We start from the raw sequence: 15,411 nt of genomic DNA, 5'->3' as shown, positions 1-15,411 counted from the left end.
AGAGGCAGCGGACCGGCACGACGTCGAGCGTAGGCTGGACGACGTGACTGAGGACGAGCCCCGCCAGCACGTGCAGAAGCACGGCACCCGCAATCGGCGCGCTCGGCTGACGGCGGTGCCCGGCACCGACACGAGTCCGGAGTCGCCCGTCGAACGCGAGGAGTCGCCTGCGGCATCCGGTCCGATCGGACCGAACGACGAGCGCCTCAAGCGCGACAGGCCGCCGCACTGGTGACAGTCGGCGCGTCGGCTCCGTCGTCGACGATCAGTCCCGCGTGCGCGACTGTGCCGCGAGAAGGTCGCGGATCTCGCTCAGCAGGTCGAGCTCGGTGTCTGGCGCGTCGGGTTCGGTGACACCGGCCTTGCGCCGGCGCTCCTGGGCTTCCTTGAGCTTGTTGATCGGCAGCACGAACACGAAGTACACCACGGCTGCAACGATCAGGAACGTGATGATCGAACCCAGGACGGCGCCGTAGCCGATCTCGGCATTGCCGATCGTCCAGACCAGGGAGTCCAGGCTCTTCGCGTCGAAGATCGCCCCGATGAGCGGATTGAACAGGTTCGTGACGATGGAATTGACCACCGCCGTGAACGCCGCACCGATGACGACCGCGACGGCCAGGTCGATGACATTGCCCCGGAGGACGAATTCCCTGAATCCCTTGAGCACGTGCTTCCCCTCGTCGTACGCAGACTGTCTGTCCATCGAGGCTATGACGAGGAGGTGCTTCCCGTCGAACCCGATCCGGATGACGACGAGGACGAAGACGAGGACGAAGACGACGAAGACGAGGAGGAGCCCGAGCCCGAGCCCGACGACGAGGACGAGGCACTCGACCCTGTGACGCTCCCGGCGGACTTCGAGCCTCCCGAGGCGCCGGCGCGGGAGTCGTTGCGATAGAAGCCCGAGCCGTTGAAGGTCACGCCGATGGTGTTGAACACCTTGCGCAGGCGTCCGCCGCAGACCTCGCAGATCGACAGGCTGTCGTCAGTGAACGACTGCTGGATGTCGAACGCGTTGTCGCACTCGGTGCAGCGGTAAGAGTAGGTGGGCACTGGTTCTCCGTGCTGTGTGGTGCTCGTGGGTCGAGGGGTTCGAGAAGGTCAGAACGCGAGGATGCGCGTGGGGGTGACGGCGCCGTCGACTGGAGCGTCGTGCCGTTCACGGGGCACGGAGTCGACGACCTCCGAGTCGAAGACGACGGCGTACACCGGAGGACAATTCTGCATCGAACCGAGCGTCTTGTCGAAATAGCCGCGGCCCCACCCCATGCGCATGCCCGTGGAATCGACGGCGGATGCCGGAACGATGATGAGGTCGACGTCGTTGATCGCGATCGGGCCGAGCAGTTCCCCGACGGCCTCGGGCATCCCGTAGATGCCCTCGGTCTCGACCTGCTCCTCGCCGACCGTCCAGTCCAACAGGCCGTCCTGCCTGCTGATGGGGAACAGCACCCTGATCCCCTGCGACTCGGCCCAGTTGATGTAGGGGCGCGTGTTCGGCTCGGTGGGGAGGGAGAGGTAGCAGGCGATGGAACGGGCCGACAGGTCGATCGTGATGGCCTCGAGGTTCTCGGTGAATCCGGCCGTCGCGGCCTCGCGTTCCCTGGTCGACATGTTCTGCCGACGTTCGCGGTGCTCGGCTCGGAGGGCGCGCTTCTGATGAGCTGCGTCGGTTGCCATGGGCTCAGTCTAGGCGGGGGGATGTTACGAGCAGATGAGCATCGTGTGCGCGAAACGAAACCGAGCCCGTCGCTTGTGTAGCCTTGCGAGCATGAGTCATCGGATCACCAAAGCCGTCATTCCCGCTGCCGGACTGGGAACGCGCTTCCTTCCGGCCACGAAAGCCATGCCGAAGGAGATGCTCCCGGTCGTCGACAAGCCGGCCATCCAGTACGTCGTCGAGGAGGCCGTCGCGGCCGGGCTCGAGGACGTGCTCATGATCATCGGGCGCAACAAGAACGCCCTCGCCAACCACTTCGACCGCGTCACCGAGCTCGAGAGCAACCTCGAGGCGAAGGGCGACCTCGACAGGCTCGAGCGCACGAAGGCGCCGAGCGACCTGGCCGACATCCACTTCCTGCGTCAGGGCGACCCGAAGGGCCTCGGTCACGCCGTGCTGCGCGCTCGTCGCCACGTCGGCGACGAGCCCTTCGCCGTCCTGCTCGGCGATGACCTCATCGACGCGAAGAGCCCCATCCTCCCCAAGATGATCGCCGAGCTCGAGAAGCGCGACGCCACGATCATCGCCCTGCTCGAAGTCGACCCCGCGCAGATCCACCTCTACGGTGCCGCCGCTGTCGAGGCGACGGATGACCCCGACGTCGTACGCGTCACCGGCCTCGTCGAGAAGCCGGCCACCGAGGACGCCCCGTCGAACCTCGCCATCATCGGCCGCTACGTGCTGAAGCCCGACGTCTTCGACGTGCTCGAGCGCACCCAGCCCGGCAAGGGCGGCGAGATCCAGCTGACGGATGCGCTGCAGGAGCTCGCGGCCGATGTCGAGGGCACCGGCGGCGTGTACGGGGTGGTCTTCCGCGGTCGTCGCTTCGACACCGGCGACCGTCTCGACTACATCAAGGCGATCGTTCAGCTCGCCGTCGAGCGCGAGGATCTCGGTCCCGACCTGCGTCCGTGGTTGCGGGAGTTCTCCTCCGACCTCGAATAGTCTGGAGCCGTGCCCGCCCCGACCCCCACACTGCGCGAAGGCGCGATCACGATCCGGCCCATCCGGTTGCGGGACTCGCGCGTCGTGGAACGCGAGCTCCTCGAGAACCGACGCTGGTTGCGCCAGTGGGAGGCCACGAGCCCGCACGCCCCGATGAACTTCGACATGAAGGCGAGCATCCGGAGCCTGCTGTCGCATGCGCGCCTGGGCACAGGCCTGCCGTTCGTGATCGAGTACAACGGCGAGATCGCCGGTCAGCTCAACGTGTCGAGCATCACCGGCGGCTCGCTCGCCTCGGCGACCATCGGGTACTGGGTGTCGGAGCGGTTCGCCGGCAAGGAACTCACCCCGACCGCCGTGGCGCTGGCGACCGACTACTGCTTCTACAGGCTCGGGCTGCACCGCATGGAGATCTGCATCCGTCCCGAGAACGGTCCGTCGCTTCGCGTGGTCGAGAAGCTCGGCTTCCGCTACGAGGGGCTGCGTCGGCGCTTCATCCACATCAATGGCGACTGGCGGGATCACTTCTGCTTCGCCCTCGTCGTCGAGGAACTCACCGACGGCGTGCTGCGCCGCTGGCTCGACGGCAGGGTGCCCGAGGATGCCGCACGGGTCAGCGATCACGACCGCGCGGCGGCGGCCGTTCCGCTCCCGGTCACGACGCGATTCTAGAAAGTCTTCGCAACACGCCCCCGGTGCCGCGGCCGCGTGGACTGACACTGCCCTACCGTGGACCCCATGGGTGACGCGCTCAGCGGTGGGGTGATGGTGGCGATCGCCGCTGCGCTCTGGATCGCCTACCTCGTCCCGAGCTGGCTGCATCGTCGGCAGTACCTCGCCACGGAACGCAATGCCGTGCGACTGCAGCAGACCCTGCGCATCCTCGCCGAGACGGCTGAGACCCCCGAGGCTGTGCGCCTGGAGACGACGGCACGCGCCGTCGCGGCCCAGGAGCATGTGCTGCGGGAACACCAGGCGGCGGAGCGCGCTCGCCTGAAGGCCGAGGCGACCATCGCCACCGAGACCCGTCGCGCCGCCGAGCGCGAGGCTGCCGAATCCGTGCGTCTGGCGCGTGCCGCCGCCGCTCGTTCCGCCTCCGCTGCGGGCCGTGCCCGTACTCGTGCCCGAGCCGTCCGCCGCAACCGCGCGCTCACCTCTCTCGGCCTGCTGCTGTCGCTCATCGCCCTCGTGGCCGGTGTCGTGACCGGAGCCCTCGGAGCCACGTGGACTCTCGCCGTCGCCGGGCTGGGCGGCACCGTCGTCGCCCTGTTCGTGCTCTCGTCGTTGGCGAAGGCGGGTCGGCGAGTGCCGGTATCCGTCGCTGCTGCCCCTGCCGCAGTCTCCGAGCGGTTCGTGCCCGTGGAATTCGCGGATGCCGCCCCGGTGGCGACCCGCCCAGCCTGGACTCCGCGCCCGTTGCCGAAGCCGCTCACCCTCGAGCGAGGCTCCGTCGCGGCCGCCGCGATGGACTCCGTGGAGGAGGCCGCCGCCCTGCGCCGTGCGGCCGTCTTCGCGGCGATGAGCGAGAAGGCCGCGGCCATGAACGCCGGTGCCCCGGTGCCGCTGCGTCGTGCTCCGGCAGCGTCGGCGCCGGCCGCAGAACGGACCGCCGCGCCAGCTTCCGCATCCGTCCCCGCCGTCGACAGCCGCTTCGCCCGCATGGGCATCATCGACGACGCTGCGCCCGGAATGAGCGACCTCGACGCCGTTCTGCGCCGCCGCCGCGTGGGCTGATTCCGGCTGGTTCGAGACCGTCCGGATCGGATGGTATCGTTGGAAATGTCAGGGCCTATGGCGCAGTTGGTAGCGCGCCTCGTTCGCATCGAGGAGGTCAGGAGTTCGAATCTCCTTAGGTCCACAGACACCGAAGAACCCCCGGGAGCCGAGCTCCCGGGGGTTCTTCGGTCTCACCAGCCCAGCGTGCCCGGCTCGCCCTTGAACGGTCCGACGACGGTCGAGGTGATCCAGCCGCCGTAGAAGCCTCCGGGCTGCGGCACGACGATCTCGCCGTCGACGCTCGCGTCATCGACCTGGCCGGCATAGACCGCCACGCGGTCGCGCAGCAGTTCGTATCCCGGCTCGGGAGTCGGATAGGTCCAGGCCGCGCGCTCGGCCGTGGCGTCGCCTGACGTGAGCGAGAAGTACCGGGCCGAGCCCTTGAACTCGCAGAACGAGGAGCCCGCGGCCGGAATCACGCTTCCCGGCGAGAAGTCGGCGATCGGCAGGTAGTAGACCGGCGGATGGCTGGTCTCGAGCACGCGCACGACGTCGCGAGTGTCGACGATGACAGTGCCGCCCAGGCGGATGCGCACCCGGGCGTCGATCTGCTCGATCAGCGGGGGCCGAGGGTAGTCCCACACCGATTCCTGGCCGTCGGCGGGTCGGATGGGCGTCACAGGAGTCCTCATGGCCGGATGCTACGCCGCAGGCTGGGTAAACACCCGGGAACGCGGAACGCCTCCGCCCGGATCGGGCGGAGGCGTTCTGTCGAAGGTCAGGGTCAGCTCTTGAAGGCGTCCTTGACGTCGTCGCCGGCCTGCTTGACGTTGGCCTTGGCCTGGTCAGCGTGCCCCTCTGCTTCGAGACGCTCGTTGTCGGTCGCCTTGCCGACGCCCTCCTTGACCTTGCCCACAGCCTCTTCGGTACCGTGCTTGATCTTGTCGTCCAAACCCATGAGAGTCCTCCTTCGATCGATTGATTCCACGCTCTCAGGATCGCCGGTGTGCTGCTAGGGGTTGACTTCCCAGCTGACCGACGTCACCTCCCGAGTCCGCGGTAGTGCGCCTTCTCGGCAGCGTCCAGGTGCTCGAGCGCGTTGCTCAGCATCACGCGAGGCATGGCGGCCGCGTGGGCCTCGAGGAACCCCAGGAGAGCCGGGCGGTCGGCGTCGCCGGCGTAGCGCAGCATCCATCCGGCCGCCTTCGTGACGAGGGGTTCCGGGTCGGCGAGCAGAAGTTCGGAGATGGCGAGGGCATCGGCGACCTCACCGGCCCTGATGAACCACGCCGTCGCCAGCAGGGCCGAGCGTCGGTCGGGCCAGAAGGAGGAGCGCGCCAAGGTGTAGAGCGGGTCGCGCGGCTTGTCGCTGAGCCAGCCGCCGAGCACGTCGCGAGCGGCGAGGTCGACCAGGTCCCAGTTGTTCACGCGGTCGGATCGCCGCAGGTAGAGCTCGTACAGTTCGCCGCGGCGTTCGACCGTCGCCGTCTTCGCCGCCGCCGACTTGCCCATGATGCTGCAGGCGCCGACCCTGACCTCGTGCACCGGGCTCTCGAGTATGAGCTCGAGCTCGGACACCGGCATGGCGAGGTGGCGCTTCGACAGCTCGAAGATCGATCCCATCCGCACCCCGATGAACTGCTCGTCGGGGCCCGCGGTGAAGTAGCGCAGGATCTTCGTCAGTTCGGCCGGGTCGCGGAGCGCCTCGAGCTCCGCGATGAATCCCGCCGCCGTCGACGTCATGGCTCAGCTCGTGGCATCCGTCAGCATGGTGAGGGTGGGGGTTCCGTCGACGTCGGCGAGTTCCAGCGACACCGAGAGCGAGCCGAGTTCGGAGAGGGCGGACACGTGGGTTCCGCCGCAGGGGATGCTGACGGATGCTTCGGCCAGGTCGGCCACCCACGATCGGCGGTCGGTCAGCCCGGGCCCGGCGACCTCGATGTGCACAGGGGCGTCCTCGGAGATCCAGGTCGCCAGGGTCGCCGCCGTCGCCGCCTCGATCTCGGCGAGCTGTTCGGCGAGGCCGTCGGTGCTGAAGCCCTTGCGGCGCAGGGACTTGTTGAGGCGGAACACGTCGGTGGAGCCCTGGGGACGGATGAGCGAGCTCGCGATGGCGGCACCGTCGAAGTCGGGCTCGCCGAGACCGTCGGCACGTACCTCCTTCGTCCAGCGGTCGGCGACTGCACGGTTGAGCGCCAGCGAGGCCAGGTGGCAGGCTGTGTGGCCGATGGAGAGGGCGTTGCGGTACTCCTCGTCGACCACGACGGTCACCTCGTCGCCGGCGGCGATGGCGGCATCCGGGTCGAGCAGGTGGGCGACGACGAAGGCCCAGCCCTCCTCGCCCTTCCGAACGGGGACATCGGCCCCGATGAACAACGTCTCGCCGTCGGTCGCGGCGACGACGGCCTCGGTCACAGCCACCTCATCGCCGGCACCGGTCACCAGGACGGCGCGGTCGGAACCCTGGTCGGGCCAGCCGGCGTCGACGGGGTGGCAGGACGTCTCATCGAGGAGAACGACGATGCGTCCGTCGGCCACGGTCTCGACGTGCAGCACCGTGGCGCCGTTGCGGGTGCTGCCGGCCGGGTAGAGGACGACGGTGTCGGTGGAGGGAAGTGTCATGCCTCTATTCTGCTGGAGGCTGCAGGACCGACAGGATGTTGCCGGCGGGATCGGTGAACCAGGCGATGTCGGGCCCGGGATGCTTTCCACCCGGCCGCTGGATGCCGCGCTCGTCCTGGCCGAAGCCCTCGTAGCGCAGCAGCCGGACGCCGGATGCCTCGAGCGAATCGACTGCCGCGTCGATGTCGGCGACCTCGAGGTTGAGGATCGTGTACGTCGCCGGCACGTGGTCGGGCTTCGGGTAGACGAAGATGTGGTGGTCGTCGCCGAGATCGAGCACGAGGCCTCCCATCTGCTCGGTGACGCCGAGGCCGAGGGTGTCGGCGTAGAAGGCCTTGGCGGCCGGGACGTCGGGCACGGCGAAGCCGCTGAAGATCCGCGTTGATTCGATCATCGCCCCAGCCAAGCACCGAGTGGCCCCGACGACAAGACCGACAACGAGTCCGTCGCCACGTCCGTCGCTCAGACCCGGTCGGTGTGCTCGTGCACCTTCTTGCGGCCGAGTTGGATCGGCAGCGCCATGAGCGGTCCGACGAAGCGGCGCTGCAGCTTCCGGGCCGGGCCGAGCGCTGCCTGCACCAGGTACTGGCCGAGGATGGCGCCCGCTGCCAGCGCCGCGGCGACGGCCGCCGCGGTGAGGAGCGACAGCAGGCCGTCGATGTCGGCATCAGCCACCTGCAGCAGACCCTGGAACAGGATGAGGCCGGGCACCAGCGGCACGAGGGCGGAGACCACGGCCACGAGGGGCGGCACCCGCACGACGAGCACCGCGATGGCGGCGAGGACGCCGACGATCACTGCGGCGCCGGCCGAGGCGAAGACTATGCCGGCCTCGGCTCCGACGAAGAGCAGGTAGAGCAGTTCGGCGGCGGCGCCGAGGAGGCAGACGGCCCAGAAGGCCCGCAGCGGAACCTGCACGGCGAGGGCGAAGCCGAGGACTATGACCACGGCGGCGACGAGCTGCATCGGCAGGTTGTCGATGGACGGCGACATGGTGGCGTCGATCTCGAGCACGATGCCGAAGCGCGTCAGCAGCAGGGTGGTGCCGAGCACGCCGGCGACGAGTCCGCTGGTGATGAGCACGGCCTCGACCAGTCGCGCGGTTCCGGTGACGTAGAAGCCGGACAGGGTGTCGTGCACAGCCCCGAAGGTGGTGACCCCGGCCAGCAGCATGATGATGGTCGCCACGACGACGAGCGAGGGATTCACCCCGGGATCGAGCGTGTAGACCACGGCGGCCACGAGCGGGCCGATGGCTCCGCCCACGACCGACTGGTAGAACACCGGGACCCGGCGACGTTGCAGGGCTGAGGTGATGAGGTCGATGAAGAGGGTGGCGATGAAGGATGCCGCTGCCACGATGAGACCGCCACCCAGCAGGAGCGCGGCACCGGTGCCCACGAGCGCCCAACCGATGCGGCGGAGCGCCTGCGGGTAGGCCGGCGCTCCGCTGACGATGGCGGCCACCTGGCGTCGGGCATCCGGAACCGAGGGCGGATCATCGATGATGCGGCCGATGAGCTCGGTCGCCCTGGTGAGCTTGTGGTAGTCGAGAGTGCGGTACTTGACGTTGCGGCTGCGCGAGATGGTCTCGTAGGTCGACGGGTTCTCCCAGCTCAACGAGATGAGCGTGTGGGTGATGTCGGCCTCGATGTTGCGCAGCCCGTAGGCGTGCGTCACGGCCTGCATGGCCGCCACGGCGTCCTCGGCACCGGCACCGTTGGTGAACAGCACCTCGGTCACCCTGATGGCGATGTCGAGGACGGCGCGCGTGTAGTCCGCGGCGTCGGTCGAGCTCATGCCCGCCGTGCCGTTGGAAACCGCCATACGAGCAGGTTAGCGGGGGAGCGCGCCTTCGATGAGGTCGACGATCTCGGGGGCGTCGGGCTCCGTCGTCGGGCGGAAGCGGTGCACCTGGCCGTCGGGGGTGATCACGAACTTCTCGAAGTTCCACTTGACCTTGCCGGCCTTGCCGTTGGCGTCCTCGGTCTTCACCAGCTCGGCATAGAGCGGGTGCTGGTTGCGCCCGTTGACCTTGATGCGCTCGAACATCGGGAACGTGACGCCCCACGTGGTCGAGCAGTACTCGGAGATGGCCTCCTCGCTGCCCAGCTCCTGCAGGAACTGGTTGCTCGGGAAGCCGAGCACGGTGAATCCGCGGTCCTCGTACTGCTTCTGCATCGCTTCGAGCTTCTCGTACTGGGGTGCCAGTCCGCAGCGCGATGCGACGTTGACGATGAGCTTGACCTGGTCACCGTAGTCGGCGAGCGTCGTCGTCTCGCCGGTGATGGTCGTGAGCGGAATGTCGTTGATGGTGGTCATATAGATGACAATGCCACCGCTGGCCGGATTATGCCCGCAGAAACCCGATTCGCGGTGGATCGACGGTTCCATCCGCCTCAGGAGGCGCGGGCCAACGCCCGGCGCTTGAGGGTGGCCTTGAACCAGCGTGCATCTGGGACGCGGGCGAGGATCGGGCCGAGGATGACCGTGATGAGCACGTACGCCGTGGCCAGCGGTGCCAGCAGCGGTGCGACGCCGGCCCCGACGGCGAGGCCGGCGATGACGATGGAAAACTCGCCGCGGGCCGTGAGCGCGAAGCCGGCGCGCCAGCGGCCGGGGACGCCGATGCCGGCGCGCTTCGCCGAGATGTAGCCCGTTGCCACCTTGGTCGCCATCGTGACGGCGGCCAGGATGATGGCGGGCACGAGCATGCCGATCAGCTCGCCCGCATCCGTCGCCAGTCCGAAGAAGACGAAGAAGACCGCCGCGAAGAGGTCTCGGAGGGGCGTGAGCACCTCGCCGGCGTTCTGCGCCACCCGTCCCGACAGGGCGATCCCCACGAGGAACGCCCCGACAGCCGCCGACACGTTCACCTGGGCGGCAAGGCCGGCGACGAGCATGGTGAGGCCGAGCACGCCGAGCAGGAGCGGCTCGTTGTGTTCCGGCGTGAAGATGCGCGAGATGACGTGCCCGTACCGCAGGGCGAGGAAGAGGATGAGCACGACGGCCCCGACGGCGATGGCGACGGTGATGGCGCCCTGCAGCAGGCTGACGCCGATCACGACGGCCGACAGCACCGGCAGGTAGAACGCCATGGCCAGGTCCTCGATCACGAGGATGGCCAGCACTGTCGGAGTCTCGCGGTTCGAGATGCGGCCGAGGTCGCGGATGGTCTTGGCGATCACCCCGGACGAGGACACCCAGGTGATGCCCGCGAGGGCGACGGCCGCGACGGGCCCCCACCCGAGGAGCAGGGCGAACGCAGCGCCGGGGAGCGCGTTGAAGAGCGCGTCGATGATGCCGGCGGTCTTGGACTGCTTGAGGTTGGTGAGCAGCTCGCTGGCGGTGTACTCCAGCCCGAGGAGCGCGAGCAGGAGGATGACGCCGATCTCACTGCCGATGGCGAAGAAGTCGCTGCTGGCATCGAGCGGGATGAACCCGCCCTCTCCGAACGCGAGCCCGGCGATGAGGTAGAAGGGGATGGGCGAGATGCCGATGCGGATGGACAGGCGCCCGAGCAGACTCATGCCGAGTAGCAGCGCGCCGACTTCGATGAGGATCAGCGTGTTGTCATGCACTGGCGCGCCCCCGGATCAGTCGGGGCCGTTGGCCATGAGCCGACCGGCGGCGTCGAGACCGTCCCGCGTGCCGACGGCGACGATGACGTCACCGGGGCGGAGGATCTCTGCGGGGGTCGGAGAGGGGATCACCTTCTTGTCGCGCACGATGGCGACGATGGAGACGTGCGTGCGGGTGCGCGTCTTGGTGTCGCCGAGCGGCCGATTGATGAAGGGCGAGTCGGTCGCGAGTTCGAGCTGCTCGGTGTAGAGCCCCTCGGTGTCAGCACTCAGCCGGGTCAGGCGGCTGAGGGTGACGGAGGTCCCGAGGACGTCGGCGAGAGCCTCGGCCTCGTCCTCGGTGATGGGGATCGAGTCCCGACAGGCGTCGGGGTCGTCGACGTCGAAGATCCCCAGGTTGCGCTCGCCGTCGCGATAGGACACGACGCTCAGGCGACGGCCGCTCTCGGTGACGAGATCGTGACGCATGCCGATGCCCGGCAGGTCGATCTTCTCAATGCGAATTCCCACGCATACAAACTACTCCGGTTGGGGACGGCATCCGTTCGCGCCCTCTCCGGGCGCTGGGGCACGTGCGAACGGAGATCTGGTGGGCATCGTCGAATTCGCAGTTTGGGCGGGTGGTGCAGCATCCGCACCCGCCGAGAGGTCGTACTCGGTGAGCGCCACTCGCAAGAACTGGGGAGTCGAGGAGCGGCAACTAGCCGATCGGGCCCAGCCAGGCGTTGGCGACCGTGCTGTGCGCGGATTCGGCATCCGACGGGTGGAAGATGCCGGCGAGAACGTCGCGGTAGAGCCGTCCCAGCTCGCTGCCGGCGAAGTAGGAGCTTCCGCCCGAGACCCGCACCGCCTGGTCGACGACGTGGCGGGCGTTCTCGGTGGCGCGGATCTTCAGGCCCACGAGCTTCGGGAACCACTGGGCGCCGTGGTCGACCTGCTCGTCGACGTCGCGGGCGAGGGCGACGAGCTGGGGTCGGATGCCGTCCTGCGCGATGGCGGCATCAGCAATGCGCCAGCGGATGTCGGGGTCCTGTGCGTACGAGCGGCCATCGGCCTTGAGCGAGGTGCGGCGGTGCGCTGCCGCCACGGCGAGCTCGAGGGCGCGCTGGCCGACGCCGGTGTAGACGGCGGCGAGCAGGATCTCGAAGTTCGAGAAGATCGCGAACACCAGTGGGTCGGGGTTGGGGCCGGGGTCGAGCCGTCGGATGATGCGATCCGCGGGGGAGTGGGCACCGGCGAGCACAGTCGACTGGCTCTGCGACGCCCTCATCCCCAGGGTGTCCCAGTCGTCCTTGCGGGTGACGCCGGGGTCGGCGCGGTCGACGAAGCCGTAGACGATCTTCGGCGCATCGGGTGACGTGGTGTCAAGGCCCATCGTGCCGAGCCTGGTCCACGCCGGGGAGAGCGAGGTGAACACCTTGGTACCCGTGAACGTGTAGCCGCCGTCAGGCTCAGGGGCGGCATCCGTCGTCGAACCGAACAGCACCAGGTCGTTGCCGGCCTCGCTGATGCCGAAGCCGAACACCTCGCCGGCGCCGGCCTCGCTCAGGAGGAAGTCGAGGGAGGAGTCGCCGCGGTCGTGCAGCACCTTGGCCACGCCGGTCCAGACCAGGTGCATGTTCACGGCGAGGGCCGTGGCAGGAGCAGCCGATCCGAGGCGCACCTGCTCGAGAGCGACCTGCTCGAGCGTGAGTCCCAGGCCACCGAACTCGACCGGGACGAGCGCGCGCAGGTAGCCGATGGCCACGAGTTCGTCGAAGTCCTCGGTGAAGAAGGCGTTGTCGCGGTCGTAGCCGGCTGCTCGCGCACGGATGCGCTCCAGCAGGGCGTCGTCGAGGAGCGGGGAGTCGGATGCGTTGCTCACGCTCCACACATTACGCGCGGGTGTCGACCGGATCGGGCTCTGGAGCAGGCTCCGGCGTGAGGTTCGCGTTCGGCGGAGCACCCGGTCCCGGGGCGGGTGCCAACGGCCCCGGCGGCGTTCGAGGCTTCCGTCGCGCCGCCCGCACGATGAGCAGCACGATGAGCGCGATCACGCCGAACAGCAGCAGCCAGGGCAGGAAGGCGCCGATCACGACCAGGGTGCCGGCGAGGAATCCGACGAGGGCGTTCCAGCCGGCGATGAAGCCGTCCCAGAAGGTCTGCGGGGAGCCCGCCGACACGACGCCGGGCGCGGTGAACTCGACCGAGAGCGTGGAGAACTCAACCTGGTCGGCGAGGAGGTCGCGTTGGGTCGTCAGGCTGTCGAGTTCCGCTTGGCGGGCCGACAGTGCGTTCTCGATCTCGATGAGGTCGGCGGTGCTGTCGGCATCGGCCATCAGGCTCTCGAGTCGCTTCGTCGAGGTCTCGAGCGCACGGATGCGGGCATCGATGTCCTGCTTCTGCTGCGTGACATCGGCGGCCTGCGTCGAGTACTGCGTCACGTGGCCGAGCTTCTCGAGGTCGGCGACGACGGCCTGATACCGATCGGACGGGATGCGCAGCACCACCGACGCACTGGCCGCCTGGAAATCCGTGCCGGGCTGCTCGTTCTGCGAGTCGATGCGTCCGCCGGCGGATTCGGTCAGCGTCACGGCCTTGCCCGCCGCCGACACCGGATCCTCGGCCGTCACCCACAGCGTCCCGGTGGTGACGACCTCGCGGGTCGTCGCATCGGACGCGAGCTGGCCGGCACTGTCGGCGGCACCGGCCTCCCGGCCCGCGTCGACCACGCCGTCGTCGGCCCCGGCCGGAGCCGGCTCGGCGACGGAGCCCCCGCCGTCATCGGAGTCGGAGGAGCCTGATGCCGAGCATCCGGCGAGGGTCAGCAGGGCGGCCACGGCGACGACAGTGGCGAAGTGCGCGCGCTTCATGTCTGCACTGTAGAACCGCAGGTCAGCGGACGGGTGCGACGCAATCCGATCGTGATGTCACGATCGGGTGTCGGCGAGGATGCCGGGGGATCACCGGGCCAGGAGCGCCGCGCTCGTCTCGATGTAGGCGTCGCCATCGAAGGCCTCGAAGATCGTCGACTGCACCATGTAGCCCTGGCAGATGCCGATGTAGACCCATGCCTCCCGGGTCGCGCGTGCCTCGGCCTCGGCCTCGCTCAATCCGGTCGAGCGAACGTGCCACGCCGCGAGATAGGTCTGGAAGACGTTCCGGATCGAACCGGCGATGGCGTCGGCGACACCGCGCAGTCCGGCATCCGTCGCTGCAGCAGCCCAGAGCTGGAGCAGCACGCTGAGGTCGACGAACTCGCGCTCCACGCCGCGCAGGAAGACTCCGATGAGCTCGCCCGGCTCCATGAGCTCCTCGCGCTGGAGGGCGATCTCCACCTCGGCCATGCGCTGGCCGAGCAGCTCCGAGACCGCCAGCTGGATGAGTTCGTTCTTGCTCTTGTAATGCCCGTAGATGGCGCCGGCGGACAAGCCGGACTCGGCGATGATGTCGGCCACCGAGGTACCGTCGAAGCCCTTGCGCGCGAAGCAGCGCATCGCGGCCTGGGCGATCTCGGTGCGGCGGGCGATCCGATGCTCTTCACTGACTTTCGGCATACTCACATAATAAAAAGAACGTTCGTTCTTGACAAGCCGATGCGGTGAGTTCACAATAAAGAACGATCATTCGTTTTCAGCGATCACTTTCCCCCGCGTAATACCCGTAGGAGCCGTCATGTCCGAGACCATCGTCACCAGCCCGCACACGAAGTGGGGGCGTTCCATCGGCATCGCCATCGGGGCAGCACTGGTCGCCGCCGTGTTCGTGCTCGCCTTCATCTGGCCGGGCATGACCAGCTCGATCAAGGACTTCCCCATCGCGGTCACCGGTGATGTGAAGCAGGTCACGGCATTCACCGACGCCCTCGACGAGAACGCCGCGGGGCGCTTCGACATCACGACAGTCGACTCCCGCGATGACGCCGTCACGGCCATCGAGGAGCGGGTCGTGTACGGGGCCGTCGTGCTGAGTGATGACCCCGAGGTGCTGACCGCCAGCGCCGGCGGAACCGTCAACGCCACCGTGATGGCCCAGGTCGCGTCCCAGCTGCAGCACCAGGTGACGGCGGCCGTCACCGAGGGTGTTCAGGCCGGCATCGCGAAGGCATCGGCAGCGCAGGCTGCCGGGCAACTGCCGGCCGATCAGGCCCTCGCCATCATCGAGAAGGCGAGCGCCGTCACAGCTCCGACCGTCACCACGACGGATGTCGTCCCCCTCGCCGACACTGATCCTCGCGGCGTCGGCTTCGCCTCGGCCGCATTCCCCATGGTGATCGGCGGCATGATCGGCGGCGTCCTGATCTCGCTGCTGGTCACGGGGGTCTGGCGCCGCCTCTCCGCCCTGGCTGCGTACGCCGTCGTCGCGGGGCTCGGACTCACGGCGATCATGCAGACCTGGTTCGGTATCCTGCAGGGCGACTTCCTCCTGAACTCCGTCGCCGTCGGGCTCTCGTTGCTCGCAACCGCCAGCGTCATCGTCGGAGCGACGGCCCTCATCGGTCGGGCCGGCATCGCCGTCGGCGCCCTGCTCACGATGCTCGTCGGCAACCCCCTGTCAGCGGCCACCCAGCCCATGCAGTTCCTGCCGGGCGCCTGGGGTGCGATCGGGCAGTACTTCGTTCCCGGCGCCTCGACCACCCTGCTGCGCGATCTGTCGTACTTCCCCGAGGCCGACGCCTCGCAGGCGTGGCTGGTGCTCGGCGGCTGGGCTGTCGCCGGAGTCGTCCTGAGCGTGCTCGGCCACTTCCGCAGCCAGGAGGTCGTCCACGTGGAGGGATCCCTCGAGGCGCCGCGTACCACCGGCAGCCTCGCCGCGCTGCCGGCCTGACGTCCCCCTAGTCTGGAA

General features: G+C 68.5%; 20 protein-coding genes, 1 tRNA gene and 1 pseudogene. 7 read left to right on the top strand and 15 right to left on the bottom strand.

The window, feature by feature from the left end; translation table 11 throughout:
* The first annotated feature begins 43 nt into the window (after positions 1–43).
* On the top strand, positions 44–235 hold the full coding sequence (locus tag ASF30_RS03915) for a hypothetical protein (protein WP_157496929.1): 192 nt from the start codon (positions 44–46) through the stop codon (positions 233–235).
* A gap of 30 nt (positions 236–265) precedes the next feature.
* Here ASF30_RS03915 and mscL read toward each other — a convergent pair whose 3' ends face one another.
* The gene (gene mscL / locus ASF30_RS03910) at positions 266–706 is read right to left on the bottom strand and encodes a large conductance mechanosensitive channel protein MscL (RefSeq protein WP_235480257.1); all 441 of its coding nucleotides are present in this window, start codon (positions 704–706) and stop codon (positions 266–268) included.
* A gap of 18 nt (positions 707–724) precedes the next feature.
* Between mscL and ASF30_RS23515 the strand changes: the two genes are divergently transcribed.
* Complete coding sequence (locus tag ASF30_RS23515; protein ID WP_327063129.1) at positions 725–901, top strand: hypothetical protein; 177 nt, start codon at positions 725–727, stop codon at positions 899–901.
* A gap of 14 nt (positions 902–915) precedes the next feature.
* Here ASF30_RS23515 and ASF30_RS23510 read toward each other — a convergent pair.
* Both ASF30_RS23510 and ASF30_RS03900 read right to left on the bottom strand, forming a co-directional pair.
* Positions 916–1,056: pseudogene (locus ASF30_RS23510) on the bottom strand (FmdB family zinc ribbon protein); the annotation flags it as partial.
* A 48-nt stretch (positions 1,057–1,104) separates the two neighbouring features.
* Complete coding sequence (locus tag ASF30_RS03900; protein WP_055901682.1) at positions 1,105–1,683, bottom strand: 5-formyltetrahydrofolate cyclo-ligase; 579 nt, start codon at positions 1,681–1,683, stop codon at positions 1,105–1,107.
* 91 nt (positions 1,684–1,774) lie between these two features.
* Between ASF30_RS03900 and galU the strand changes: the two genes are divergently transcribed.
* From galU to ASF30_RS03880, 4 genes are all read left to right on the top strand, one after another.
* Positions 1,775–2,668, top strand: coding sequence for a UTP--glucose-1-phosphate uridylyltransferase GalU (gene galU / locus ASF30_RS03895; RefSeq protein ID WP_055901680.1), 894 nt, complete (start codon positions 1,775–1,777; stop codon positions 2,666–2,668).
* A gap of 9 nt (positions 2,669–2,677) precedes the next feature.
* Positions 2,678–3,340 carry a GNAT family N-acetyltransferase gene (locus ASF30_RS03890; RefSeq protein WP_055901677.1) on the top strand — a complete coding sequence of 221 codons (663 nt, stop codon included), beginning with the start codon at positions 2,678–2,680 and terminating at the stop codon, positions 3,338–3,340.
* A 66-nt stretch (positions 3,341–3,406) separates the two neighbouring features.
* Positions 3,407–4,402: a hypothetical protein gene (locus ASF30_RS03885; protein ID WP_055901675.1), complete on the top strand. Its 996-nt coding sequence runs from the start codon at positions 3,407–3,409 to the stop codon at positions 4,400–4,402.
* Between the two features lie 51 nt (positions 4,403–4,453).
* Positions 4,454–4,526, top strand: a tRNA-Ala gene (locus ASF30_RS03880).
* 49 nt (positions 4,527–4,575) lie between these two features.
* Here the strand turns inward: ASF30_RS03880 and ASF30_RS03875 are convergent.
* From ASF30_RS03875 to ASF30_RS03820, 12 genes are all read right to left on the bottom strand, one after another.
* A complete protein-coding gene (locus ASF30_RS03875; protein ID WP_055901672.1) occupies positions 4,576–5,076 on the bottom strand; it encodes a DUF427 domain-containing protein in 501 nt (166 codons plus the stop codon).
* Positions 5,077–5,168: 92 nt separating this feature from the next.
* A complete protein-coding gene (locus tag ASF30_RS03870; RefSeq protein WP_055901669.1) occupies positions 5,169–5,342 on the bottom strand; it encodes a CsbD family protein in 174 nt (57 codons plus the stop codon).
* Between the two features lie 83 nt (positions 5,343–5,425).
* The gene (locus ASF30_RS03865; RefSeq protein ID WP_055901665.1) at positions 5,426–6,127 is read right to left on the bottom strand and encodes a DNA alkylation repair protein; all 702 of its coding nucleotides are present in this window, start codon (positions 6,125–6,127) and stop codon (positions 5,426–5,428) included.
* A gap of 3 nt (positions 6,128–6,130) precedes the next feature.
* Positions 6,131–7,006 (bottom strand): hypothetical protein, encoded by an 876-nt coding sequence (locus ASF30_RS03860; RefSeq protein ID WP_055901662.1) that lies wholly within the window; start codon positions 7,004–7,006, stop codon positions 6,131–6,133.
* 4 nt (positions 7,007–7,010) lie between these two features.
* Positions 7,011–7,400 carry a VOC family protein gene (locus tag ASF30_RS03855; RefSeq protein WP_055901660.1) on the bottom strand — a complete coding sequence of 130 codons (390 nt, stop codon included), beginning with the start codon at positions 7,398–7,400 and terminating at the stop codon, positions 7,011–7,013.
* Between the two features lie 68 nt (positions 7,401–7,468).
* Positions 7,469–8,833, bottom strand: a complete 1,365-nt coding sequence (locus tag ASF30_RS03850) for a threonine/serine ThrE exporter family protein (RefSeq protein WP_055901657.1) — start codon at positions 8,831–8,833, stop codon at positions 7,469–7,471.
* 9 nt (positions 8,834–8,842) lie between these two features.
* Positions 8,843–9,328 carry a glutathione peroxidase gene (locus tag ASF30_RS03845; RefSeq protein WP_055901655.1) on the bottom strand — a complete coding sequence of 162 codons (486 nt, stop codon included), beginning with the start codon at positions 9,326–9,328 and terminating at the stop codon, positions 8,843–8,845.
* 77 nt (positions 9,329–9,405) lie between these two features.
* The gene (locus ASF30_RS03840; protein WP_055901653.1) at positions 9,406–10,587 is read right to left on the bottom strand and encodes a cation:proton antiporter; all 1,182 of its coding nucleotides are present in this window, start codon (positions 10,585–10,587) and stop codon (positions 9,406–9,408) included.
* A 15-nt stretch (positions 10,588–10,602) separates the two neighbouring features.
* A complete protein-coding gene (locus ASF30_RS03835) occupies positions 10,603–11,097 on the bottom strand; it encodes a cation:proton antiporter regulatory subunit (protein ID WP_055901650.1) in 495 nt (164 codons plus the stop codon).
* A gap of 190 nt (positions 11,098–11,287) precedes the next feature.
* A complete protein-coding gene (locus ASF30_RS03830; protein WP_200918414.1) occupies positions 11,288–12,451 on the bottom strand; it encodes an acyl-CoA dehydrogenase family protein in 1,164 nt (387 codons plus the stop codon).
* 10 nt (positions 12,452–12,461) lie between these two features.
* A complete protein-coding gene (locus tag ASF30_RS03825; protein ID WP_055901645.1) occupies positions 12,462–13,439 on the bottom strand; it encodes a DUF4349 domain-containing protein in 978 nt (325 codons plus the stop codon).
* A 90-nt stretch (positions 13,440–13,529) separates the two neighbouring features.
* Positions 13,530–14,123 carry a TetR/AcrR family transcriptional regulator gene (locus ASF30_RS03820; protein WP_055901642.1) on the bottom strand — a complete coding sequence of 198 codons (594 nt, stop codon included), beginning with the start codon at positions 14,121–14,123 and terminating at the stop codon, positions 13,530–13,532.
* A gap of 118 nt (positions 14,124–14,241) precedes the next feature.
* On the opposite strand from ASF30_RS03820, the gene ASF30_RS03815 reads away from it, so the two are divergent.
* The gene (locus ASF30_RS03815) at positions 14,242–15,393 is read left to right on the top strand and encodes a hypothetical protein (RefSeq protein WP_055901638.1); all 1,152 of its coding nucleotides are present in this window, start codon (positions 14,242–14,244) and stop codon (positions 15,391–15,393) included.
* Positions 15,394–15,411: the final 18 nt, after the last annotated feature.

Origin of the sequence: Leifsonia sp. Leaf264 (assembly GCF_001422325.1) — a bacterium.
Classification (GTDB): domain Bacteria; phylum Actinomycetota; class Actinomycetes; order Actinomycetales; family Microbacteriaceae; genus Orlajensenia.
The sequence above is the reverse complement of the archived record's forward strand: the minus strand, read 5'-3'. Positions and strand labels throughout refer to the sequence as shown.